The organism is Pseudoalteromonas piscicida (genome assembly GCF_002744175.1).
Taxonomy (GTDB): domain Bacteria; phylum Pseudomonadota; class Gammaproteobacteria; order Enterobacterales; family Alteromonadaceae; genus Pseudoalteromonas; species Pseudoalteromonas piscicida_B.
The window spans coordinates 1-22,674 of record NZ_NKHF01000042.1 but is presented as its reverse complement, the minus strand read 5'-3'; the positions used below and the strand labels follow the sequence as shown (position 1 = coordinate 22,674).

Below are 22,674 nucleotides of genomic sequence, written 5' to 3'. Positions count from 1 at the left end.
CATTGTATTAGGGTTTGCTGAACTTGATAGCCAGCAAACCCCACTTAAAGTAGCTTAGAAGCGGTATTTCACGCCAACGGTTGCCGTTGTCCCTAAGCCTTTAATGTTATAACCACCGTATGTATAGGCTTGTGCGCGAGCTGGGAAGTAATCCGAATTAAATAGATTTTCAATACCTACAAATGCTTGCCAGCTTTGATCGAATTGATATTGAGCGCTAAAATTAACCACATTGTAGCTATCAATTGGGCCCTGATCTCCCACATAGTTACCCTTATCATCTCGTTCAAAGCGCTTGCGGTCACCGACATGTAACCAACTAAACGTCATCGATAAAGCGTCATCAGGCTGCCAATTTAGGTTTGCCGTGAGTTTTGGTGGACTAATTTGTCGAGAACCAAGATACACGTCAGCTTTAGTATCTTTACCCTCGACGTAGCTGTAGGTTGCAATCAGTTTTAGCGTTTCGTTGATCTTGTAATCAACCAGCGCTTCATATCCCCAGATTTTTTGCGGCGCACGCACCGGCTCATAAACCCCTGTCACTTCATTGAATTTATTGGTTGTGCCAAATTCCGAAGTACTTCTATATGCCGCAAATTCAAAACGTAACCCCTCAAATTGAGCGTTAAACCCTATCTCATAGTTATCAACAATAGAGGCTTCTGTTTGAATTTGGCCTATATCTTCTACCGTTGCACTACGTAGTAGACGGCCAATATCAGAGATATCGGAGCCCTGCGAGTAACTGGCAAATGGGCTGAACTTTTCATTCGCATTATACTTAATGCCAACATTGTAAGTCGTGGCGTCATAGTCAATGGTGTCACCTTTCACATTCAAAGGCACTGAGCATTGATCCGCTGAGCGGCAAAGCTTAAGTGTTTGATAGTCCGCTACGGCAAGATCAATACTCTCTTGTCTTACTCCCGCCTTCAATACCAGATCGTCAGCTACAATCCACTTGGTCTGTAAGTAACCTGCGATACTTTCCATATCCATTTCTGGCACCCAAACACGGCCGTCAACAAGCGGCTGTGACGTTACGTCGTTCAGCGCATCAACACCATAGATGAAAGTCGCTTGGACATTGTCAAAATCAACCAAGGTGTTAAATGTCGCACGCGCGCCCTTTTTTTCAGAGCGAATGATAGATTGCCCGCCTGAATAGCCTTCATCAGGATTTGCCAAATTTGGTGAAAAGAAGAACACATTTTCGATGTCTTGCAGGTAGGCATCAAGCGTCATTTGCGTATTCGCAAAAACTTCAATGTCCGTGTATTTCAAAGTAATGTTTTCATTACCTTCCGGTCCTTGCGGCTTACCTTGTTTTTGCTGAGCTGGTGGTACATGAACCGCGTAAGATTTTTCACCTAAATTAATGTTGCCAAACACATCACCTAAGTCAGTTTTTTGCTGTGAGCTGTAGAAGTTGTAGCTAAACTGTAATTGCTTGTCTGCATCAAAATCATAGCCCAGCTTGGTAAAGTAGTTTTCTGTTACCGTATCGGATAAACCATACTGTAAGCCTAAAATATCGCCTTCAGCATCACGCTGCACGCCATTTTCTTCATAACTTGCCGTTACTAAATAACTAAATTGGTCAATGCGACCATTAACAGCGCCTGCAATACGTGCGCCAGCACTCTCGGCAAGTTTTACTGCGCTAAAACGACTTGATAGGCTAATTTCACCTTCAGGTTTGCCGTCGCTTCTAGCCTGCTTGGTGATGTAGTTAATGATCCCACCTGAAGCGCCATTACCATAGATTGAAGTAGCCCCTTTTATCACTTCAATACGCGCGATAGCACTTGGGTCTAGCGTTTTCACACCTAATGAACCATTACGCAATGGCGTTGACTGCGGTACGCCATCAATCATCACCAATGGCGCTCGACCACGCAATGACTGCCCCGTGTTGCTTGAGCTTCCCGTATCTGGAGCAAGACCCGGCACTATCTGTGATAGCAAACTTTGGAGCTCTGGATTTACCTTTAAATGATCTTCGATTTGTTTTTGATTGATAATGGTAATTGAGGCAGGCACTTCATCAATGCTTTCAAACACACGACTTCCAGAAACAACGATGTGTTCCATATCGGCAGCTTGAAGCTTATTAACATTGGTATCGTCTGCAATAGCTGCTGTGCTAACAGCCAATGCTATCGTACTGAGCGTAGATTTTAACATGGTTACCCTTGCTGGATTTAGAATAATGATGATGTAAAAAGCGGCAATATAGTATTGATAAAGCACAGGAAATACAAGGTAAATGTTAATTATTTACATTTGTAATTGTATAAAGGGCATTTATCGATGCCTATTTTTGCAATGCTCCTCTGCTTATTTCGAGCTAAAATAATTACGCCTTAGGTGCTGTGATTGCTGGTCAATTTCGGGTATGCTATCGAGCAATTTTCTACTAATTTTGCCAGATGTTTGGAAACCTAGATGCAAGAGCAATATAAACCGCAAGATATTGAAGCCAAAGTACAGTCGTACTGGGAAGAAAACAAAACCTTCAAAGTAGTCGAAGACGAGAGTAAAGAGAAGTACTACTGCCTCTCGATGTTCCCATATCCAAGTGGTCGCCTTCACATGGGTCACGTACGTAACTACACCATTGGTGATGTGGTTTCTCGTTTCCAACGCCTGCAAGGCAAAAACGTCATGCAGCCAATGGGTTGGGATGCCTTTGGTCTACCAGCTGAGAACGCAGCGATTAAAAATAATACCGCGCCGGCTAAGTGGACTTACGAAAATATTGACTATATGCGCAACCAGCTAAAACAACTTGGCTTTGGTTACGATTGGGATCGTGAAATCGCCACTTGTCACCCTGAATACTACAAGTGGGAACAATGGTTCTTCACTAAGCTTTATGAAAAAGGCTTAGTTTACAAAAAAATGTCAACGGTAAACTGGGATCCAGTCGACCAAACGGTACTTGCCAATGAGCAGGTAATTGATGGCCGTGGTTGGCGCTCGGGTGCCATTGTAGAGCAAAAAGAAATTCCACAATGGTTTATCAAGATCACCGATTATGCCCAAGAATTACTTGATGATTTAGACAAGCTTGAGCACTGGCCTGAGCAAGTAAAGACCATGCAACGTAACTGGATTGGTCGCTCAGAAGGCGTTGAAATTGACTTTAAACGTGCCGACAACGACGAAAGCTTCACGGTATATACAACCCGCCCAGATACCTTCATGGGTGTAACTTATGTTGCGGTTGCAGCAGGTCATCCAATCGCGCAGGAAGCTGCGAAAAACAGTGAAGCTGTTTCTCGCTTCGTTGAAGAGTGCAAAAACACCAAAGTTGCTGAAGCTGACATGGCAACAATGGAGAAAAAAGGCATTGCGACGGGCTTTACCGCTATTCACCCACTAACTGGACAAGAAGTACCAATTTGGGTCGCGAACTTTGTACTGATGGATTACGGTTCAGGTGCCGTGATGGCAGTACCGGGTCATGATCAGCGTGACTACGAGTTTGCGACTGCTTATGGCCTTGAAATTAAGCAAGTTATTCAACCATTAGCAGACGCTGAAACTGACGCTAATCTTGCTGAAGCCGCATTTACTGAAAAAGGCACACTGATCAACTCAGGTGAGTTTGATGGTTTAGACTTTGAAGCCGCATTTGATGCTATTGCTACTAAGCTAGAATCAATGGGTGTTGGTGCACGTAAAGTCAACTTCCGCCTTCGTGACTGGGGCGTAAGCCGTCAGCGTTATTGGGGCTCTCCAATCCCGATGTTAAACAAAGAAGATGGTTCTGAGCTTGCCGCTACAGAAGATATGCTACCTGTTCGCTTACCAGAAGACGTAGTGATGGATGGCGTTACCTCTCCTATCAAAGCTGACCCTGAGTGGGCAAAAGCGACCGTTAATGGCGAGACGGTATTCCACGAAACCGACACCTTTGACACCTTTATGGAGTCGTCTTGGTACTACGCACGTTATTGTAGCCCACGCTACGATGAAGGCATGCTTGAGCCGGGTGCAGCAAACTACTGGCTACCAGTAAACCAATACATAGGTGGTATTGAGCATGCTATTTTGCACTTATTATATGCACGCTTTTTCCACAAACTTCTACGTGACTTCGGGTTAGTAAACTCAGATGAGCCGTTCGAACGCCTGCTATGCCAAGGCATGGTACTTGCTGATACTTACTACCGTAAAGATGAAAAAGGCGGTGACGTATGGATTTCACCGACTGACGTATTGACTGAAACCGACGACAAAGGCCGTATCACCAAAGCGTGGCATAAAGAGGACGGCGAACCAGTATTCTCAGCAGGCATGAGCAAAATGTCTAAATCGAAGAATAATGGTATCGATCCGCAAACAGTTATTAAGCAATACGGCGCCGACACCGTGCGCTTGTTCATGATGTTTACGGCACCACCAGAGCAAACTCTGGAATGGTCAGACTCAGGCGTTGAAGGCGCACACCGCTTCCTTCGTCGTATTTGGAAATATGCCGTTGACGTGAAACAAGCCGGAACTGCAGAGCTTGACTTAAGCAAGCTAAACGGTGCCCAAAAAACGCTTCGCCGCGATATCCACAAAGCCATTGCAAAAGTGACCGACGATATTGAACGTCGCCAAACTTTCAACACAGCGATTGCCGCGGTTATGGAGCTTTCAAACAAACTGATTAAAGCGCCGCTTAGCGATGAGCAAGATATTGCTCTGGCCAATGAAGCATTAGAAGCTATGGTGATCATGCTGGCACCAATCACTCCGCACATGTGTCATGAGCTGTGGAATGAACTTGGCAAGTCTGGCGATATTCTCGATGCTGCTTGGCCAACTGTGGATCAAAGCGCTTTGGTCGAAGACGAAAAACTTATCGTTGTACAAGTAAACGGTAAGCTTCGCTCTAAAATCACGGTGGCAGCAGACGCAACACAAGAGCAAGTTGAAGCCATTGCATTTAGCGAAGAAAACGTCACTAAGTTTACTGACGGTAAGACCATCCGTAAGGTGATCTACGTACCTGGTAAACTACTTAATGTGGTTGCAAACTAAGATGCGTAGCCTATTTTGGCAAGCCAGCAAGCTAGCAGTTTTGCTAGCTTGCTTCTTTGTGGCCAGCTGCGGCTTCCACCTCAAGCAAGCTTCCTATTTGCCTGATGACCTTAGACAGATCACCTTAAGTGGAGATGATAAACGCTCGGCGTTATTTGAACAGCTACAAGTGGACCTTCAGCGTGCACAGGTGTCTTTAAAGCCAGAGAATACCAAAAAAGCTGCCGAGTTATATTTATATAATGATTCGCTAGAGCGTCAAACGTTGAGTTTGTTCAAAAATGGTCAGGTCGCCCAGCATGAACTCGCTTATCGCGTGTCGTACCGATTAACTCGTCCGGGGCAAGAGCCTGTTGAACAAATGTTTGAACTATATCGCAACTATCAGGATGACCCTGATAATGCCCTAGCGAAGGCAAAAGAGCTGGAGCTGATCGTAACCGAGATGCGCCGTCTTGCTAGCCAACGTATCATCAGAGAGTTGTCGCAGCTGTAATGCGTTGTTATGCAAATCAACTGCCCAACTATCTAAATAAAGGGCTTGCCTCGTTTTACTTGGTGTTTGGTGAGGAACCATTTCAGCAAGGTGAGTGCGTACTTGCCATACGAAATGCCGCAAAACAACAAGGGTTTGATGAAGTCATCAAGTTTGCGCTATTGCCTGGCTTTGACTGGCAAGAGCTCAGTGCACAATATAACAGCATGTCGCTCTTCAGTGCCCGCACTTTAATCGAGTTTGACTTCAATGAGCAAAAGGTCCCAACACAAGGGGTTGCTGTACTCAAATCGCTCGCCGAGCAAGTAAACCCCGATGTCGTGGTTATTTTTAAAGGTCTAGGTGCAGGTCAAGATGTGCAGCGCACCGCTTGGTTTAAAGCGCTGGAACCCAAAGGCTTGTTTGTACCCTGCTATGCGTTAACCGGACGTCACTTAGAGCGTTGGTTTGATGATGAGTGCAAACGCCTCAAACTAGCTATTTCACCACAAGCCAAACGCGCATTGCTAATTGCCACTGAAGGCAATTTACTCGCCACCCACCAAGAGCTAGAAAAGCTCTCACTGCTATTTGGCAAGCAACCCGTTGATGAACAACAGCTACTTGTTGGTCTATTAAACCAATCCAAATTTGATATTTTTGACTTAAATACCGGTCTCTTAACGGGTAACCCTAAGCAAATCATCAAGGTATTAAATAAGCTTGCAAGCGATAACGTTGAGCCCGCTAGCATTCTATGGACGCTGCAAAATCAGGCTCGCACCTTACTCGGCGTCAAGACTCTGTGGCAAACTGGCACGTCTTTACCTGATGCGTTCAAAAAGCATAATGTGTGGAAGAATCAACAGGCCATCACCCAACAAGCATTAGATAGATTAACGCTAGAGCAGATCAAACAATTGCTGGTCATGATGGCAGATTTTGATAGCGCCTACAAAGAAGCAAGGATCACCGCGCCGTATCAAGCGCTTGCTCACATCGCTTTGGCCTTTGCGACCCCCATCACTATGCCACTGCCGATCAATCAAAGTGAGCACGTATGATAGCGCTATTTGGTGGCACCTTTGATCCTCCTCATTTAGGCCATTTAAACATGGCTGTTCGCTGCGTTGATGAGCTCGACCTTGCACAGTTAAAGCTATTGCCTTGCGCTATTCCCGTGCATAAACAACGCCCAAGTGTCAGCGATAAGCACCGCCTTGCTATGCTTACAGCTCTGATATCTGGCCAAGAAAAAATGCAGATCGATAAGCGTGAGTTATTGCGCCAAGGGCCTTCGTATACCTTGCTAACACTGCAAGAACTGCGTCAAGAACATCCCACAGAAGCCATTTTGTTTTTGATGGGAATGGACTCCTTTAATAGCCTACATACTTGGTTTGAATGGCGTGAAATTACCACACTATGTCACCTTGTGGTCTACCAGCGCCCTGGCGAAACATGTACACCGAGCCACGAAGTCGCGGCTTACTTAACACGAGCAAAGACCTCCGATAAGCATAAGCTACGAACTGCGCTTGCAGGACATTGCTATTTTCTCTCTGGTGCGCAAAAAGATATTGCCTCAAGCGCTATCAGAACTGCAATTTCACAGCAAAACAACGAATATTTGGAACAATGGCTGCCAACTTCTGTCATAGATTACATAAATAGCCATGGCTTGTATGCTGATTAAGCCCATAAAGCATGTTAAAATTGTCGATTATTTGAAATACAGAGATAGAAACTTGGATTCACAACAATTATTAGACTTCGCGCTGGATAAAGTAGACGATATGAAAGCGCGTGATATTGTTAAACTTGATGTTCGCGACACTTCTTCAATCACCGACTATCTTGTGATCTGTACTGGCACTTCAAAGCGTCATGTACAATCGATTGCTGATCACGTAGCAAAAGAAGCCCGCCATGTAGGTGAAACACCACTAGGTCAGGAAGGTCAAGACATAGGAGAATGGGTGCTGGTTGACTTAGGCGACGTGGTTGTCCACGTAATGCAAGACCAGACTCGCGATTTCTACGACTTAGAAAAACTGTGGGGCTAATGTGAAAATCCAGCTCATTGCAGTAGGTACAAAAATGCCGAAGTGGGTTGAGACTGGCTTCACTGAATATCAAAGACGTTTTCCCAAAGATATGCCGCTTGAGCTGATTGAAATCAGCGCTGGCAAACGAGGTAAAAACGCTGATATTAAACGCATTTTACAACAAGAAGGCGAAAAGACCTTAGCCGCTATTCCAAAAGGCAATAGAATCGTGACTCTCGAAGTCACAGGTAAGCCTTGGGACACCCATCAGCTTGCGAGCAATATGGAAAAATGGCAATTAGACGGACGCGATGTAAGTTTGCTCATTGGCGGCCCTGAAGGACTTGCACCAGAATGTATTGCTGCAGCCGAACAAAAGTGGTCATTATCAAACTTAACCCTACCCCACCCTTTGGTGCGCATTGTAGTTGCTGAAAGTTTGTATCGCGGCTGGAGTTTAAATAACAACCACCCTTATCACAGAGAATAATAATGTTAAAAAAACGGCCGACGATTAGGGATCATTCTGCCGAGGCAAATCTCTTTGCGAGAAGAGCCTTTGTCGGCTTTGTTTTTGTTGTCATTATCATCGGGGTGTTATTTCACAATGTATATAACCTGCAAGTCACTGAGCACGAAACTTATCGAACTCGCTCTAATGATAATCGCATAAAAGTGATACCAGTTGCCCCAAATCGTGGCCTTATTTACGACCGCAACGGTGTGCTGCTCGCTGAAAACCGCCCAGTTTATAACCTCGAAGTCATTCCCGAAGACGTTGAAGATCTTGAAGCATCGCTTGCTGCGGTACGACAACTCATTGATATTTCAGACCAGCAAATTGAAGACTTTAAACAAGAAATTAGACATAACCGCCGCTTTAAGAGCCAAGTGCTCAAAGGTCGACTCAACGAAGAAGAAGTGGCGATATTGTCGGTCAATCAGCATCGCCTTCCAGGCTTTAGTGTAGAAGCGCGTTTATCTCGCTATTATCCTTATGGTGACACCCTCACCCACGCTCTTGGCTATGTAGCAAAGCTCAATAAAGAAGAACTTTATGAACTGGAGCTAGAAGGCAAAGATACCAACTACCGAGCGACCCATGATATTGGCAAGCTTGGAATAGAAAAGTTTTACGAAGAGCAGTTACACGGTATCGTTGGCTCACGCCGTGTTGAAGTGAACAACCGCGGTCGGATCATTCGTACGCTAAGTATGGAAACGCCACAACCAGGTAAAGACTTGGTGCTGACACTAGACATAGGGTTACAACAAATTGTCCAGCACGTACTAAAAGACACCCGAGGCGCGATCATCGTTATGGATCCACGCGATGGTGGAATTTTAGCGCTCTATTCTAACCCAAGTTACGACCCGAATCTGTTCGTTCACGGGATCAGCGGCAAAGACTACCGAGCCTTGCTCAACCCAGACAGACCACTTATCAACCGTGCAACTCAAGGCCGTTATGCACCTGCCTCCACAGTGAAACCCCATCTCGCTGTGCTTGCGCTGGAAGAAGGTGTTGTCACCGAAACAAGCAAAATTTGGGATCCCGGCTTTTTTCAAATTCCCAATGTAAAACATAAATGGCGTGACTGGCGTCCTTGGGGTCATGAGCACGTTGATGTGTACAAGGCTATTGAGCAGTCTTGTGATACCTATTTTTACGAAACCGCATATAAACTCGGCATAACCAAAATTAGCGACTTTATGAACCAGTTTGGCTTTGGTGAGCTTTCGGGTATAGATATTCATGAAGAAACCTCCGCCATTTTGCCATCCGTTGAATGGAAAAGAGAACGTTTTAAAGAGTCGTGGTACCCAGGTGATACGATTTCTGTTGGGATAGGACAAGGCTACTGGACTGCCACTCCAATGCAAATTGCGAACTCACTGAGCATTTTGGTCAATAAAGGCATACACCGCCAGCCGCACTTAGTACAAATTTCTAAGCAAGACACTGAAGTAGAACAATTATTTACGGAAGAAAAACCACCTGTTGTGTTGAAAAATCCTTATCACTGGGATATCGCATTAAAAGCCATGCACAACACAGTAAAAATAGGTACAGCAAAAAGCGCATTTAAGGGCGTGACCTATGATCACGCTGGTAAAACAGGTACCGCACAAGTTGTCAGCATTGCTCAGGGCGAAAAATACGATGCCAAAAAGCTAAAAGAAAAACACAGAGACAATGGTATCTACGTGGGTTTTGCACCTTTTGATGACCCTCAAATTGTTATCACTGTGGTCGTAGAAAACCAAGGTGGTGGTAGTGCAATTGCAGCCCCTATGGCTAGACAGGTAATGGATTATTATTTCTCCGCCTACCCACTTGAGCAGGAGCAACCGCAATGAGTCCGCTGAATAAACCACGCTCACTTTTTGAAAAAGTCCACATCGACTTACCTTTGTTTGCGGCACTGCTCACGATGATGATGGGCAGCTTAGCCATAGTATACAGTGCCAGTGGGCAAGATATGGGTATGATGATGCGCCATGCCACTCGCATGTTTGGAGCGTTAATTGCCATGCTATTTATGGCTCAGTTTTCTCCAAACACACTAAAGCGCGTCGCTATTCCCGTATACTTATTGGGCCTTGGTATGCTCGTCGCGGTGCTTTTTTTTGGTGTCAGTAGTAAAGGCGCTCAACGCTGGTTAGACCTCGGCGTGACCCGCTTTCAGCCTTCTGAAATTATGAAGCTGGCGGTGCCAATGACTGTGGCTTGGTTTATTGGTCGCTCCCACCTGCCCCCCAGCATCTTTAATCTCACTATCGGCTTTGCCATCGTCTTAGTACCCACGATTTTGATAAAGGAGCAACCGGATTTAGGCACCTCAATTCTTATTGCAAGCTCTGGTATTTTTGTGCTCTTTTTAGCAGGCTTAAGTTGGCGCCTCATTGGCTCTGGGTTGTTGCTCGCAGTACCTGGCGGTTATGCATTTTGGCACTATGGTATGCATGCATATCAAAAACAAAGGGTGCTAACTTTCCTCGACCCCGAAAGCGACCCCCTTGGCTCAGGCTACCATATTATCCAATCTAAAATCGCAATTGGTTCTGGTGGTGTTGAAGGCAAAGGTTGGTTACATGGGACACAATCTCAGCTCGAGTTTTTGCCAGAACGACATACCGATTTTATTTTCTCCGTATTAAGCGAAGAGTTTGGTCTGCTTGGAGTTACCATTTTACTCAGCCTGTATTTGTTTATAATTGGCCGCGGACTGTATATAGCAGTACAAGCGCAGGATGCCTTTAGTAAGCTGCTTGCAGGTGCATTGACTTTAACATTCTTCGTTTATGTCTTTGTGAATATAGGGATGGTTTCAGGTTTGCTACCTGTGGTTGGTGTACCATTACCACTGATTAGTTATGGTGGCACATCGATGGTGACGTTAATGGCAGGTTTTGGCATTATTATGGCGATCGCAACAGATAAGAGGATGCTGTTAAAATAATGACTGCTCAAATGACCTTTATTTCTAAAACCGTTTTGATGCTAGCATTGCTCAGTGTTTTGAGTGCATGTGGTAGCCGATATCATATCCGCCACGATAAGGCCCCTTTACGTGAGCCAACTGAACTAGAAATGCAAGACGCCGTTGTGACCAACGAGAAAAAAAGCGTGAGTGCTAATCGCCCCTATACCGTGCTTGGCAAGCGCTATACTCCGATCTCTGACGAACGCGGTTATCAACAAGAAGGTATTGCTTCTTGGTATGGCCGTAAATTCCATGGTTACCACACATCAAACGGTGAAATATTTAACATGTTTGATATGACAGCCGCACATAAAACCTTGCCATTGCCGAGCTTTGCCAAAGTCACTAACTTAGACAACGGGCGCTCTGCTATTGTAAGGGTAAATGACCGTGGCCCTTTTCACGATGATAGACTCATCGACTTATCTTACGCTGCGGCCTATAAACTAGGCTATCACCTCAAAGGTACAGCGCGGGTTAAGGTCGAGGCTATTACTCTGACGCGCGAGTCTCCAAGGCTAACCTATGTGCAAGTTGCAGCGGGCAGCAAACTTGAAAATATCCAGTTACTAGCAGGTCAGCTAAAACAAGAATTGGGACTAGGTACTCCCATTACCTTTGAAGATGATCTATATAAACTGAGAGTCGGACCAATAACCGATGATAATCACGCACAATCTTTGCTAAAAACCTTACAACAAGGTCAATTTAGTCGTGCTTTCTTGCTTTACAGTGAGCAGGAACTTTAGAATAACCGTATTGAATGCCGATAAACTAAAAAGCGAGCATAATGACTTCTATTAAACCAAAAATCGTTAAAAAAGTCCTTGGACTGGTGTGCACCTTCTCAATCATGAGTGCAAGTGCACAAATTATTCCTTCAGCACCACAAATTAATGCAAAAGGCTATTTCCTTGTAGATTTTACCACTGGAAAAGTCATCGTTGAGGGTAATCCTGATACCAAGCTAGCGCCAGCCAGCTTAACCAAAATGATGACCAGTTATGTGATTGGTACAGAAATCGCGGCAGGAAATATTAATCCTTCAGATCAAGTAACGATTAGCGAAAATGCTTGGGCAAAGAATTTCCCAGAGTCTTCTAAGATGTTTATCGAAGTGGGTAAGCAAGTTAGCGTAGAAGACCTGAACCGAGGCATTATTATTCAATCTGGTAATGATGCTTGTGTAGCGATGGCCGAACATATCGCAGGCAGTGAGAGCGCCTTTGCTGATCTGATGAATGCGCACGCTGAAAAGCTTGGTATGACTAATAGCCACTTTATCAACAGTCACGGTTTAGATACCAATGAACACTTCACTACACCGCGTGACATGGCGACATTAGGCGCAGCGTTGATCCGTGATGTTCCAGACGAGTATGCGATATATAAAGAAAAGTCATTTACTTACAATGGTATCAAGCAATATAACCGTAACTCACTACTGTGGGATGCCAGCCTTGACGTGGATGGTATCAAAACTGGTCACACTTCAGAGGCAGGTTATAGCCTAGTGACATCAGCAGTCAAAGATGACATGCGCTTGATAGCGGTTGTTATGGGGACGCAAAGCGAACGTGCTCGAAAGGTTGAAAGTAAAAAGCTCCTTAACTATGGCTTCCGTTTTTTCGAAACTATCACTCCTTATCAAGCTGGTGATGCATTTGTCGACCAACGCGTATGGATGGGCAACAAAGAAACCGTATCACTTGGCATTATGGAAGACACGCCAATCACTATCCCACGCGGTCAAAGCAAAAACTTAAAGGCTAACTTTGAGCTGGATAAAACCTTAGAAGCGCCGCTGGCAAAAGGAACGAAAGTGGGCACGCTGTTCTTGCAGCTTGAAGGTGAAGACGTAGCACAATACCCATTAGTGACACTTGAAGAGATCCAAGAAGGCGGATTCTTTAGCAAGATCTACGACTACCTACGTTTACAGATCTCGCAATAACCCTAGTTTATGTAAGTGAACGCCTCGTGATGAGGCGTTTTTTTTTGCGTCAAAAATGATAGAATGCGGCCATAAAATGGTGTCTCGAAAAATTTCGAGCTTGAAAACTCAAGCGACAAATCTAATAGAGGCGCTAGCAAGTAGTTCGTTGTGAGGATACCGTCGTGGTAAAACCAGTTAAAAATACTAAGTTTGATGAATACTTAGAATTTCCTTGCCCATTTACCTTCAAGATTATGGGCCTAGCTAATGTCAATTTGACGGATCAAATCCTAGCTAAACTGCAAGTTATTGCACCTGGCGATTATGCACCAAAGGTGAAGCCTAGTAGCAAAGGTAATTATGAAGCAGTTTCTATAGTTGCTACCGTTACTAGCAAAGAACATATTGAGCAGATTTATACCGAGATCGGTGGTATCGAAGACGTCCGTTACATACTGTAGGCAGTAAGGATCCCCATTTATGGAAGCTCGTAAGCTAATCGTACGTCAATTGGGTCTTCGCAGTTACGAACCAATTTGGCATCAAATGCAATCCTTTACCGACGAGCGCGATGACAGCACCGCCGATGAACTTTGGCTGGTGGAGCATCAACCTGTTTTTACGCAAGGTCAGGCCGGTAAAGAGGAGCATCTGTTGGCACCAGGAGACATTCCTGTCGTTAAGGTTGACCGTGGTGGTCAAGTGACTTATCACGGGCCTGGGCAACAAATGCTTTATGTACTATTAAACTTACGCCGATTAAAAATTGGGGTACGTGAGCTTGTCACTTGGCTGGAAGAAAGCATCATTGATTCGCTCAAAGAGTACGGGGTAGAGGCTTATGCCAAAGCCGATGCGCCAGGCGTATACGTCAATGACAGCAAGATAGCATCACTAGGACTTAGAGTCCGTCGAGGCTGCTCATTTCATGGACTAGCATTGAATGTCAACATGGACTTAAATCCGTTTTTACGGATTAACCCCTGTGGCTATGCAGGCATGAATATGGTGCAAAGTAGCGAAATTAATGGACCTCAAACCGTCGCAGATGCGGGGGCCGGTCTGGTAAAACACATGCTTAAGCGAATTAACGCTGAACATGTTGAATACACTGAAGGGTTTGAAAACGAATGAGTAAACCAGTCAAAATGGAGCCAGGGGTAAAGCTCCGCGATGCTGAAAAGATGGCATTGATCCCAGTAAAAGTCATGCCAACAGAGCGCGAAGAAATGCTGAGAAAGCCTGAATGGTTAAAGATCCGTTTACCTAAGTCAAGTGAGCGTATCGATGGCATTAAACAAGCGATGCGAAAGCATGGCCTGCATTCAGTGTGTGAAGAAGCGTCTTGTCCAAACCTCTCTGAGTGCTTTAACCATGGCACAGCCACTTTTATGATCTTAGGTGCAATTTGTACCCGTCGCTGCCCATTTTGTGACGTTGCACATGGCCGTCCACTAAAGCCTGACGCGCAAGAGCCTGAGAAGCTAGCACTTACCATCAAAGACATGAAGCTTAGCTACGTCGTGATCACTTCAGTTGACCGTGACGATCTTCGAGATGGTGGTGCGCAGCACTTTGCTGACTGTATTCGTGAGATCCGCAAACACAACCCAGGTATTACTATCGAAATTCTTGTACCGGACTTCCGTGGTCGTATGGACAGAGCTTTAGAGATCTTAAGTGAAACTCCACCTGATGTATTTAACCACAACCTCGAGACTGCACCAAGGCTGTACAAACTAGCGCGTCCAGGTGCCGATTATAAGTGGTCGCTGGAATTGCTACGCCGCTTTAAAGAAATGCACCCAGAGGTAAGAACAAAGTCAGGACTAATGGTTGGACTAGGCGAAGAAATCTCTGAAATTGAAGAAGTCTTAAGAGACTTGCGCGAGCATAACGTAGATATGCTTACCGTAGGCCAGTATCTGCAACCTTCAAAGCATCACTTGCCGGTCAAGCGCTACGTGCCACCGGTGGAGTTTGATGGGCTTAAAGAATATGCCGACGAAATAGGCTTTAGCCACGCAGCTTGCGGACCATTTGTACGCTCAAGCTATCATGCTGACCAACAAGCCGCTGGTAAAGAAGTAAAGTAAACTCTTTACAATTTAATTTTGCATAATAGCCGTATCCTGATGCGGCTTTTTTGTGTCTGCAATACGATGCGATTAACAGCAAAACTATTTCATTTCCTCGCCATTCGTTATATCTTGCCTCACCAGATAATAATAATCAGGGGCTAAACGTGCTTAAGAATAAAACTTTGGGCAGCATGCTGATTGTAGCAGGTACTACAATCGGCGCAGGTATGCTCGCCCTCCCCATTGCATCGGCAGGACTTGGCTTTTCCACCGCCATCGCTTTATTGACCGTTACATGGCTACTAATGACGTACACGGCATTACTAATGCTGGAGATCCATCAATATGCTGACCAAGACGCCACATTAAACACGCTCGCAAAGAACCTACTTGGAAAAAGCGGGCAATATATTGCAAACTTTTCGATGGTATTTTTGTTTTATGCATTATGTGCAGCCTATATCGCAGGTGGTGGCGCACAACTGCAAGCCAAGCTTGTTAATGTACTAGGTGAAGGTATTACGCCTCAGCTAGGATCTGTGCTGCTCGCTGTGATAATTGCAACCATAGTCACATTAGGCACCAGCACTGTAGATAAGCTTAATCAGTTGCTATTCACCATTAAGGTCATTGTACTGGCGAGTCTGTTTTTTATTCTAACGCCCTATGTACATGGCCAACACCTTGTTGATATGCCCGTTGAGCAAGGCCTAGTCATTGCGGCAATCCCAGTAATTTTTACGTCGTTTGGTTTTCACGGCTCAATCCCATCAATCGTTAAGTACGTTGGCGTAGATATTCGTCAATTACGTAAAGTGATGATGTTTGGCGCCTCACTACCACTGATTATTTATGTGTTTTGGCAATTACTAAGCCAAGGCGTTATGGGGCAAGAGAGCTTAATGGCAAGTGAGGGGCTGCCGGGCTTTGTAACCAGTATTTCTTCAATTGCACATAATGATAACGTACAAGTGTTTGTTACTGTCTTTGCTGACCTTGCGCTTGCCACTTCATTTTTAGGTGTAAGCCTTGGGCTATTTGACTTTTTTGCTGACGCCTTTAAAAAACAAGATACCAAAAAAGACCGCGTCAAAACGGCATTAATCACTTTTTTACCGCCACTCGGTTTTGCCCTTTTCTATCCTAAAGGCTTTATTATGGCGCTGGGGTATGCAGCAATTGCATTGGTAGTATTAGCGGTATTCTTGCCCGTAGCCATGGTATGGAAGCAAAGAAAAATAAGAGATGAAGCTGGTTATCAAGTTAAAGGTGGCACCCTAGGTCTTGGCCTTGCTGCGATGTTTGGTGTGATGATTATTGCCTCTCAGCTGATGCAGATGGCGGGACTTATTCCTAGTTTGGGTTAGCCTTAAGCGAGCTAGTTGGAAACTACCGGCTAGCTTCTACTTTATCTAAAGCTTTGCCAGGCTCCTTTCGCTCAGTTTTCAGTTTCCAAAGCAAAAAAACCGGTACAAACGCTAAACAGAGTGTAGCAACATTAACAATTGGAATAATGGTAATATACAACTGAGTAGAAAAGCTTAAATCCATTAAGTGACGGTCAACTAAACGAAAAAGTTGCATAATAGGGGCAGGGACAATGATTAACTGAGCCAGAATGCTTTGCCACATGTACATTTTATCTTTCAATGCCCAATATGCGACAATCCCCATAAAAATGATGTCATTTAGAGCCCAAAATATATAACGATAGATACGGACATCATCTATAGCCCTTATATAGTCACTGGTAAAAGTCCCCAGAATATAAAAAACAGCTACTAAGAGAGCATATCTGAGGGACTTTTTATCGCCTAATAAATAACATATAACAACTGCACACAAGGAAATCCAAACACTGTGTTCGGCGAAAAACATTTGTATTGGCTTCCAAGTGTCCAACATCATTATTTTTTATCTGGCGTGCTTTCTTGTTCTTCGTCTACCCCATCACCATTACCGCCCGGCAGTCTATAATTTTGAGGTTTTTTTATTGAAATCATTCTATTTCTCCTTTAAGTAGAACCGCCAGAAACAATAGCGAATTCCCTGTAATTTAGCAATAAACTGTAATTAATTTTCTCGCACCCCGATGGGGTCAGACTCTTTCGGTTTACCCTGTAAAATAGAAATTTCAACGCGTCGATTTCGTCGTCTGTCGGCGTTACTCTCGTTAGGAACCAGCGGCCTTGTATCTGCGTGACCTACAACGACCATTCTGTTTTTATCAAATCCGCGTACTCGCTCCATTACCGTGGCAACGGCCACAGCTCTGGTTGCTGATAAGTCCCAGTTGTTGGAATAGAGCTCGTTGGTGACTCTAAAGTCATCGGTATGTCCAGATACCGTTATCTCTCCAGGGACATCTTTTAGCAGCTCGGCTATTTCTTCAATTACAGGTTCAAATTTAGGCTGTAAGAACGCACTTCCGGCTGGGAACGAGCCATTTTCTTGGATACGAATAATGATTTGTTGCCCAAGAGACTCAAGTTCAATCGCACCGTCCATTATCTGCTTCTCTAGCTGCTGAGCAATCTTTTTAACAAGCTCATTCACTTGTTCTTGCTCTGCTGAGGAAATAGCTTGGGTTGATGCCATTTCTTGTGCAGTGCTTGCAGACTCACCACCGCGCTTGTTACCACGTTGCTCTTGCCTTCCCCCTGCTGACGACTCATCCCCAGCCTGAAACTCAAGCATCTGCTGTGTCATCTCTACCGTCTGTTGTTGAATGGTTTCTATGGGGGTTGGTTCAGGCTTACCCGGCGTGAACTCCATCGCTATGACACTGGTGCCTTTAGGAATGTCTTTGACCTCAATTTTGTTTTGAACACCAAAAGCAAACTTCATTGACCCCGCTATTTGCTTAAATTTAAGCACATCCATTTCCGAAAAAGCCAATAGCAGTACAAAGAAACACATCAATAACGACATCAGATCGGCAAACGTCCCCATCCAAGCCGGTAAGCCTGGGGGTGGACATTTACATTCTTTCTCGTCTGACATGCTTACTCCTCAGCCTCAACGCCACGTTTAGACTCAGGCAGGTAGTTTTTCAAAATGCCTTCGATCACTTTCGGGTTTTGACCATCTTGGATCCCCAAAATGGCATCTAAGATTAAGCGCTGATTACGTTCTTCTTCGTCCTTACGTAGTTCTAGCTTAGTTTGAATCGGAATGGCTACTACGTTTGCTAAGAACGCACCGTAGAGCGTTGTCAAAAGCGCAACGGCCATGGCTGGGCCTATCGCTTTTGGATCATCCATGTTAGATAGCATCGCAACTAAGCCTATTAGGGTTCCTATCATTCCCATCGCAGGGGCAATGTCGGCTAACGACTTAAATAGTCCAGCCCCCATTTCATGTCGTGAAGACGTCAGTGCAATATCTTTTTGCAAAGTGGCTCGTACCACATCGGCGTCGTGGCCATCCACAAGCATATCGACGCCTTTACGCATAAATGGATTGGGAATGTCAGCTTCTTCCAGTGCTAAAAACCCACCTTTACGTGCTGAATCAGCCAGTTCAACCGCTTTTTCTATCAGCTCTTCTGGCGTTTCTATCTTGAACATAAAGGCCTTTCCGGCCACTTTTCCAATCCCGAAAAACTGCCCAAGGGTGAAGTTGGATAGTACGATGAAAATTGAGCCACCAAATACGATAACGACGGAAGGCGTGTTATAGAACATCGCGACCTGGCCATCACTACTTAGTACCATAGACATTACAATCAGACCTATGGCACCCAGGATCCCTATTACCGTTGCTAAATCCACATGTCCTCCGGGGGAAGTTATTTGTGATAAATCACGCAGTTATTATTGTTTGGGTTATCGGCAAGTTTCTCTACAACTTAACACTATTATATTAAAAAGTGTTTAAAATGCGAGTTTATAGCAGATCTTGTAAGGCGGATACGCTGTGGGATCAAAAAGTCACTGGTTTTTTTGACCTTGGCGCCCAATCCCCCTAAAATTGCCACACTTTTACTTTATGGGTCAGCGTGACATATGGCGGTAAAAAAACCAGATAATTTGAGCTTTGAAGAGGCCATGCAAGAGCTCGAGCATATAGTTGCAGAAATGGAAAACGGTAGCTTACCTCTAGATCAAGCACTTAAGCAGTTTGAGCGCGGTATAAAACTCGCAAAAGCCTCAAATCAAAAACTTCAGCAAGCTGAGCAACAGGTCGCTATTTTAATGGGCGAAGATGAGCAAGCACAATTACAGCCATTTGATAACGAAGCCTAATGTCAGAAAAGTTAATAGAAAAGCTGCAGTATGCTAAGACACGTGTAGAAAATACCGTTTTACATTATTTTGATAATATCCTTGATACTGAAGAGAACATTAAAGCCGCAACCCGTTATGGCATCGAAAACGGGGGAAAACGGCTAAGGCCATTTCTGGTCTATTGTACTGGTGAGCTGTTTGGCGCAGCCCTTGCTGATCTTGATAAAGCTGCAGCAGCAATTGAATGCGTTCATAGCTATTCTTTGGTGCATGATGATCTACCTGCAATGGATGATGATGAGCTAAGGCGAGGCCGCCCTACCTGCCATATTCAATTTGATGAAGCCACTGCAATTCTGGCCGGTGATGCATTACAAACACTTGCCTTTGAGTTATTAAGTGCTGAACAATTTACCGTGAGCCATCTTGCGCAGCTAAAAATGGTCAATACCTTGGCTAAAGCCTCTGGACTTCAAGGAATGGTCGGCGGTCAAGCTCTCGATATTGCGGCCACGGATCGTTCGGTTACACTGGTCGAACTGGAACGTATTCATAAGCTAAAAACAGGTGCATTACTATGTAGCGCCATTGAACTAGGAATGCTCTGCGGCAATCCAGAACTCGTTACCGAACAAGCTCGCAAAGCCATGCGAATTTACGGCCACGCCATTGGACTTGCATTTCAAGTCAGAGATGACATCCTTGATGTAGAAGGCGACACACAAATATTGGGTAAACCGCAAGGTTCAGATCTCGAGCATAACAAATCGACCTATCCTGCTTTACTAGGACTTGAGCAGTCAAAAGCCAAAGCGGAGCAACTAGTAGATGAAGCGCTCGATGCATTAAAGGTAATTGATGGTGACACCGCAATACTTGCAGATTTAGCAAAATACATCATAGATCGAGAATATTAAGCTAACGTATAAAATAACGACGGCAAACTAAGAAAATATTCACAAGTACTTTGTAAATGCTGGCTAACATAATATTATGACCAGTTGGTGAAGAATTTTAATAATTATGAAGTGAGCTGCGCGGTAATACCGCAAAGATTCACTTAGGACTCTGATAAATACCATGAAACTTGATAGTAGCAAGTATCCTTTACTGGCGTTAATTGATGATCCAAGTCAACTTCGTCAATTGCCACAACATAAGTTATCGGCGTTAAGTGATGAATTACGAGAGTATCTGCTAAACTCGGTCTCTCAAAGTAGCGGTCACTTAGCCTCAGGCCTTGGCACGGTAGAATTAACCGTCGCCTTGCATTATGTCTACAATACCCCTCAAGATAGGGTTGTATGGGACGTAGGGCATCAAGCCTACCCACACAAAATTTTAACTGGTCGTCGCGACCAGATGCATAGCATCCGCCAAAAAGATGGTCTACACCCTTTCCCCTACCGAGAAGAAAGTGAGTACGACACATTCAGTGTTGGTCATTCAAGCACCTCAATTTCTGCTGCCCTTGCCATGGCAATTGCAGCAGAGAAAGAAGCCATAGGACGTAAAACGGTTGCCGTAATTGGTGATGGCGCGATGACAGCTGGCATGGCATTTGAAGCAATGAATCATGCCGGGGATGTAAACCCAGACATGCTAGTGATCCTTAACGACAACGAAATGTCGATTTCGGAAAATGTGGGTGCACTAAACAACCATTTCGCTAAGATCTTGTCTGGTAGCTTCTATACCAACATCCGTGAAGGCAGTAAGAAACTGCTTTCGGGCGTGCCTCCAGTTAAAGAACTGGCTGGCAGAATGGAAGAACATCTAAAAGGGATGATCATTCCGGGCACCTTCTTCGAGGAGCTGGGTTTTAATTACATTGGCCCTATCGATGGACATGATGTTGGCACCTTAGTAGATACGCTGCGCAATATGCGAAATCTCAAAGGCCCTCAATTACTTCATGTGAAGACGCAAAAAGGTAAAGGGTATAAGCCAGCTGAAGCAGATCCGATTGGCTATCATGGCGTGCCAAAATTTGACCCAACGGTACACAGCCTGCCAAAATCTAAGCCAAGCGCTCCTACCTTCTCAAAGGTCTTTGGTGATTGGTTATGCGATATGGCAGCGCAAGACAATAAGCTAATGGCAATCACACCTGCAATGCGTGAAGGCTCAGGCATGGTGCGCTTTTCTAAAGAGTATCCAGCTCAGTATTTTGACGTTGCGATTGCCGAGCAACATGCTGTAACACTCGCAGCAGGTTTTGCTTGTGAGAATTTGAACCCAGTTGTCGCTATCTACTCAAGCTTTTTACAGCGCGCTTATGATCAACTCATTCATGACGTGGCATTACAAAACCTGCCGGTGCTATTTGCCATCGACCGAGCCGGTGTTGTTGGCGCAGATGGTGAGACACACCAAGGCGCCTATGATTTAAGCTTCTTGCGTTGTATTCCGAATATGGTGATCATGGCACCGAGTGACCTTAATGAGTGTCGCCAAATGCTTTACACGGGTCATCGTTTAAATCAACCAGCAGCAGTAAGATACCCTCGAGGCAGTGCCGGAAGTGCTGATATAGCCTCTGAAATGAGCGAGTTGGAAATCGGAAAAGGCAAAGTAGTAAGAAAAGGCGAAAAGCTGGCAATCTTAAACTTTGGTACGCTCCTTGAAAATGCCTACGATGCTGCCGAAGAGCTCAATGCAACTTTGGTTGATATGCGTTTTGTAAAACCATTAGACACCGCACTTATCGAAGAGTTAGCTAGTACTCATGAACGCTTCGTTACACTTGAAGATAATGCCATTGCCGGTGGCGCAGGCTCCGCGGTTAGCGAGTATTTAGCAGCTCAAGGGCTGTTAATGCCAATAAAATTACTAGGCCTACCAGATGCGTTTATTAAACATGGATCTCAAACTGAGATCCACGCGGAACTGGGCTTAAGCAGTGAAGGAATAAGCCAGCAAATAAAAGCTTGGCTCAATTAATCTTGCACAACACTGCAAATAAAATAAGGCTTCCAAATGGAAGCCTTATTTTATTAAACTGAATAAGTATTAACTTGACCTGCCAAACTCGAATTTTAGAGTTGAATCTTACAGTGAATAGCCGATTTGTACCAAAAGCAACCGTTTCAGTATAAATTATTTATGCTCCACAATGAGTTAATATAAATACTCTAAGAGTGGCTTTGAGCCATTAGCGGACGTTCATCCTTCCACCAAAATTACTGTTTATATATCCATAATCTTTGAGTTTCTTCCATAGTCAGGAAAATGACCCTATGGGTCGTTTTTATCGTGTCCACAATTAGAGTAATGTAACGTAACTTCAATGCTGGTAATTACTTCCTATATTTGCTATCAATGGCCTAAGGAAAAAAACGAGACAGGTTGCGGCAGAAAAACGACCCAATCGCTCG

At 44.6% G+C, this 22,674-nt stretch carries 21 protein-coding genes; 17 read left to right on the top strand and 4 right to left on the bottom strand.

What is annotated here, in order from left to right; genetic code table 11:
- Nucleotides 1-54: 54 nt before the first annotated feature.
- Nucleotides 55-2,190 (bottom strand): TonB-dependent receptor, encoded by a 2,136-nt coding sequence (locus CEX98_RS09695; protein ID WP_099641867.1) that lies wholly within the window; start codon nt 2,188-2,190, stop codon nt 55-57.
- Nucleotides 2,191-2,451: 261 nt separating this feature from the next.
- On the opposite strand from CEX98_RS09695, the gene leuS reads away from it, so the two are divergent.
- From leuS to CEX98_RS09625, 14 genes are all read left to right on the top strand, one after another.
- Nucleotides 2,452-5,040 (top strand): leucine--tRNA ligase, encoded by a 2,589-nt coding sequence (gene leuS / locus CEX98_RS09690; RefSeq protein ID WP_099641866.1) that lies wholly within the window; start codon nt 2,452-2,454, stop codon nt 5,038-5,040.
- On the top strand, nt 5,024-5,536 hold the full coding sequence (lptE, locus tag CEX98_RS09685; RefSeq protein ID WP_099641865.1) for an LPS assembly lipoprotein LptE: 513 nt from the start codon (nt 5,024-5,026) through the stop codon (nt 5,534-5,536). Before leuS ends, lptE begins: the two co-directional genes overlap by 17 nt.
- Nucleotides 5,536-6,579 carry a DNA polymerase III subunit delta gene (holA, locus tag CEX98_RS09680; protein ID WP_099641864.1) on the top strand — a complete coding sequence of 348 codons (1,044 nt, stop codon included), beginning with the start codon at nt 5,536-5,538 and terminating at the stop codon, nt 6,577-6,579. The genes lptE and holA overlap by 1 nt, the downstream gene beginning before the upstream one ends.
- The gene (gene nadD, locus CEX98_RS09675; RefSeq protein WP_099641863.1) at nt 6,576-7,211 is read left to right on the top strand and encodes a nicotinate-nucleotide adenylyltransferase; all 636 of its coding nucleotides are present in this window, start codon (nt 6,576-6,578) and stop codon (nt 7,209-7,211) included. The genes holA and nadD overlap by 4 nt, the downstream gene beginning before the upstream one ends.
- 52 nt (nt 7,212-7,263) lie before the next feature.
- Nucleotides 7,264-7,581 (top strand): ribosome silencing factor, encoded by a 318-nt coding sequence (rsfS, locus tag CEX98_RS09670; RefSeq protein WP_099641926.1) that lies wholly within the window; start codon nt 7,264-7,266, stop codon nt 7,579-7,581.
- Nucleotide 7,582: 1 nt separating this feature from the next.
- Nucleotides 7,583-8,053, top strand: coding sequence for a 23S rRNA (pseudouridine(1915)-N(3))-methyltransferase RlmH (gene rlmH, locus CEX98_RS09665; RefSeq protein WP_010372039.1), 471 nt, complete (start codon nt 7,583-7,585; stop codon nt 8,051-8,053).
- Between the two features lie 2 nt (nt 8,054-8,055).
- Nucleotides 8,056-9,924: a penicillin-binding protein 2 gene (gene mrdA, locus CEX98_RS09660; protein ID WP_099641862.1), complete on the top strand. Its 1,869-nt coding sequence runs from the start codon at nt 8,056-8,058 to the stop codon at nt 9,922-9,924.
- A complete protein-coding gene (gene rodA, locus CEX98_RS09655; protein WP_099641861.1) occupies nt 9,921-11,027 on the top strand; it encodes a rod shape-determining protein RodA in 1,107 nt (368 codons plus the stop codon). Before mrdA ends, rodA begins: the two co-directional genes overlap by 4 nt.
- On the top strand, nt 11,027-11,800 hold the full coding sequence (locus tag CEX98_RS09650; protein WP_099641860.1) for a septal ring lytic transglycosylase RlpA family protein: 774 nt from the start codon (nt 11,027-11,029) through the stop codon (nt 11,798-11,800). Before rodA ends, CEX98_RS09650 begins: the two co-directional genes overlap by 1 nt.
- Nucleotides 11,801-11,841: 41 nt before the next feature.
- A complete protein-coding gene (locus tag CEX98_RS09645) occupies nt 11,842-13,005 on the top strand; it encodes a serine hydrolase (RefSeq protein ID WP_099641859.1) in 1,164 nt (387 codons plus the stop codon).
- A gap of 164 nt (nt 13,006-13,169) precedes the next feature.
- On the top strand, nt 13,170-13,448 hold the full coding sequence (ybeD, locus tag CEX98_RS09640) for a DUF493 family protein YbeD (RefSeq protein WP_099641858.1): 279 nt from the start codon (nt 13,170-13,172) through the stop codon (nt 13,446-13,448).
- A gap of 19 nt (nt 13,449-13,467) precedes the next feature.
- The gene (lipB, locus tag CEX98_RS09635) at nt 13,468-14,121 is read left to right on the top strand and encodes a lipoyl(octanoyl) transferase LipB (protein ID WP_099641857.1); all 654 of its coding nucleotides are present in this window, start codon (nt 13,468-13,470) and stop codon (nt 14,119-14,121) included.
- A complete protein-coding gene (gene lipA / locus CEX98_RS09630; RefSeq protein WP_010372064.1) occupies nt 14,118-15,083 on the top strand; it encodes a lipoyl synthase in 966 nt (321 codons plus the stop codon). The genes lipB and lipA overlap by 4 nt, the downstream gene beginning before the upstream one ends.
- A gap of 149 nt (nt 15,084-15,232) precedes the next feature.
- Nucleotides 15,233-16,435 carry an aromatic amino acid transport family protein gene (locus CEX98_RS09625; protein ID WP_172439746.1) on the top strand — a complete coding sequence of 401 codons (1,203 nt, stop codon included), beginning with the start codon at nt 15,233-15,235 and terminating at the stop codon, nt 16,433-16,435.
- A 22-nt stretch (nt 16,436-16,457) separates the two neighbouring features.
- Here the strand turns inward: CEX98_RS09625 and CEX98_RS09620 are convergent, their stop codons facing one another.
- The 3 genes from CEX98_RS09620 to pomA all read right to left on the bottom strand — a co-directional run bounded on the left by CEX98_RS09620 (nt 16,458) and on the right by pomA (nt 18,841).
- On the bottom strand, nt 16,458-16,946 hold the full coding sequence (locus CEX98_RS09620) for a hypothetical protein (RefSeq protein ID WP_242441672.1): 489 nt from the start codon (nt 16,944-16,946) through the stop codon (nt 16,458-16,460).
- A gap of 195 nt (nt 16,947-17,141) precedes the next feature.
- Nucleotides 17,142-18,071, bottom strand: a complete 930-nt coding sequence (locus tag CEX98_RS09615) for a flagellar motor protein MotB (protein WP_099641855.1) — start codon at nt 18,069-18,071, stop codon at nt 17,142-17,144.
- 2 nt (nt 18,072-18,073) lie between these two features.
- Complete coding sequence (pomA, locus tag CEX98_RS09610; RefSeq protein WP_099641854.1) at nt 18,074-18,841, bottom strand: flagellar motor protein PomA; 768 nt, start codon at nt 18,839-18,841, stop codon at nt 18,074-18,076.
- A gap of 234 nt (nt 18,842-19,075) precedes the next feature.
- Between pomA and xseB the strand changes: the two genes are divergently transcribed.
- From xseB to dxs, 3 genes are all read left to right on the top strand, one after another.
- Nucleotides 19,076-19,315, top strand: coding sequence for an exodeoxyribonuclease VII small subunit (gene xseB / locus CEX98_RS09605; RefSeq protein ID WP_099641853.1), 240 nt, complete (start codon nt 19,076-19,078; stop codon nt 19,313-19,315).
- Nucleotides 19,315-20,214, top strand: coding sequence for a (2E,6E)-farnesyl diphosphate synthase (gene ispA, locus CEX98_RS09600; RefSeq protein WP_099641852.1), 900 nt, complete (start codon nt 19,315-19,317; stop codon nt 20,212-20,214). The genes xseB and ispA overlap by 1 nt, the downstream gene beginning before the upstream one ends.
- Before the next feature lie 163 nt (nt 20,215-20,377).
- A complete protein-coding gene (gene dxs / locus CEX98_RS09595) occupies nt 20,378-22,240 on the top strand; it encodes a 1-deoxy-D-xylulose-5-phosphate synthase (protein ID WP_099641851.1) in 1,863 nt (620 codons plus the stop codon).
- The last annotated feature ends 434 nt before the right edge of the window (nt 22,241-22,674 follow it).

Coding starts and splice junctions, on each gene's coding strand:
- dxs (WP_099641851.1), top strand. CDS start 20,378: ATGAAACTTGATAGTAGCAAGTATCCTTTACTGGCGTTAATTGATGAT.
- leuS (WP_099641866.1), top strand. CDS start 2,452: ATGCAAGAGCAATATAAACCGCAAGATATTGAAGCCAAAGTACAGTCG.
- nadD (WP_099641863.1), top strand. CDS start 6,576: ATGATAGCGCTATTTGGTGGCACCTTTGATCCTCCTCATTTAGGCCAT.
- mrdA (WP_099641862.1), top strand. CDS start 8,056: ATGTTAAAAAAACGGCCGACGATTAGGGATCATTCTGCCGAGGCAAAT.
- xseB (WP_099641853.1), top strand. CDS start 19,076: ATGGCGGTAAAAAAACCAGATAATTTGAGCTTTGAAGAGGCCATGCAA.
- lptE (WP_099641865.1), top strand. CDS start 5,024: ATGTGGTTGCAAACTAAGATGCGTAGCCTATTTTGGCAAGCCAGCAAG.
- lipA (WP_010372064.1), top strand. CDS start 14,118: ATGAGTAAACCAGTCAAAATGGAGCCAGGGGTAAAGCTCCGCGATGCT.
- CEX98_RS09645 (WP_099641859.1), top strand. CDS start 11,842: ATGACTTCTATTAAACCAAAAATCGTTAAAAAAGTCCTTGGACTGGTG.
- lipB (WP_099641857.1), top strand. CDS start 13,468: ATGGAAGCTCGTAAGCTAATCGTACGTCAATTGGGTCTTCGCAGTTAC.
- rodA (WP_099641861.1), top strand. CDS start 9,921: ATGAGTCCGCTGAATAAACCACGCTCACTTTTTGAAAAAGTCCACATC.
- CEX98_RS09620 (WP_242441672.1), bottom strand. CDS start 16,946: ATGTTTTTCGCCGAACACAGTGTTTGGATTTCCTTGTGTGCAGTTGTT.
- CEX98_RS09615 (WP_099641855.1), bottom strand. CDS start 18,071: ATGTCAGACGAGAAAGAATGTAAATGTCCACCCCCAGGCTTACCGGCT.
- holA (WP_099641864.1), top strand. CDS start 5,536: ATGCGTTGTTATGCAAATCAACTGCCCAACTATCTAAATAAAGGGCTT.
- ispA (WP_099641852.1), top strand. CDS start 19,315: ATGTCAGAAAAGTTAATAGAAAAGCTGCAGTATGCTAAGACACGTGTA.
- CEX98_RS09695 (WP_099641867.1), bottom strand. CDS start 2,190: ATGTTAAAATCTACGCTCAGTACGATAGCATTGGCTGTTAGCACAGCA.
- CEX98_RS09650 (WP_099641860.1), top strand. CDS start 11,027: ATGACTGCTCAAATGACCTTTATTTCTAAAACCGTTTTGATGCTAGCA.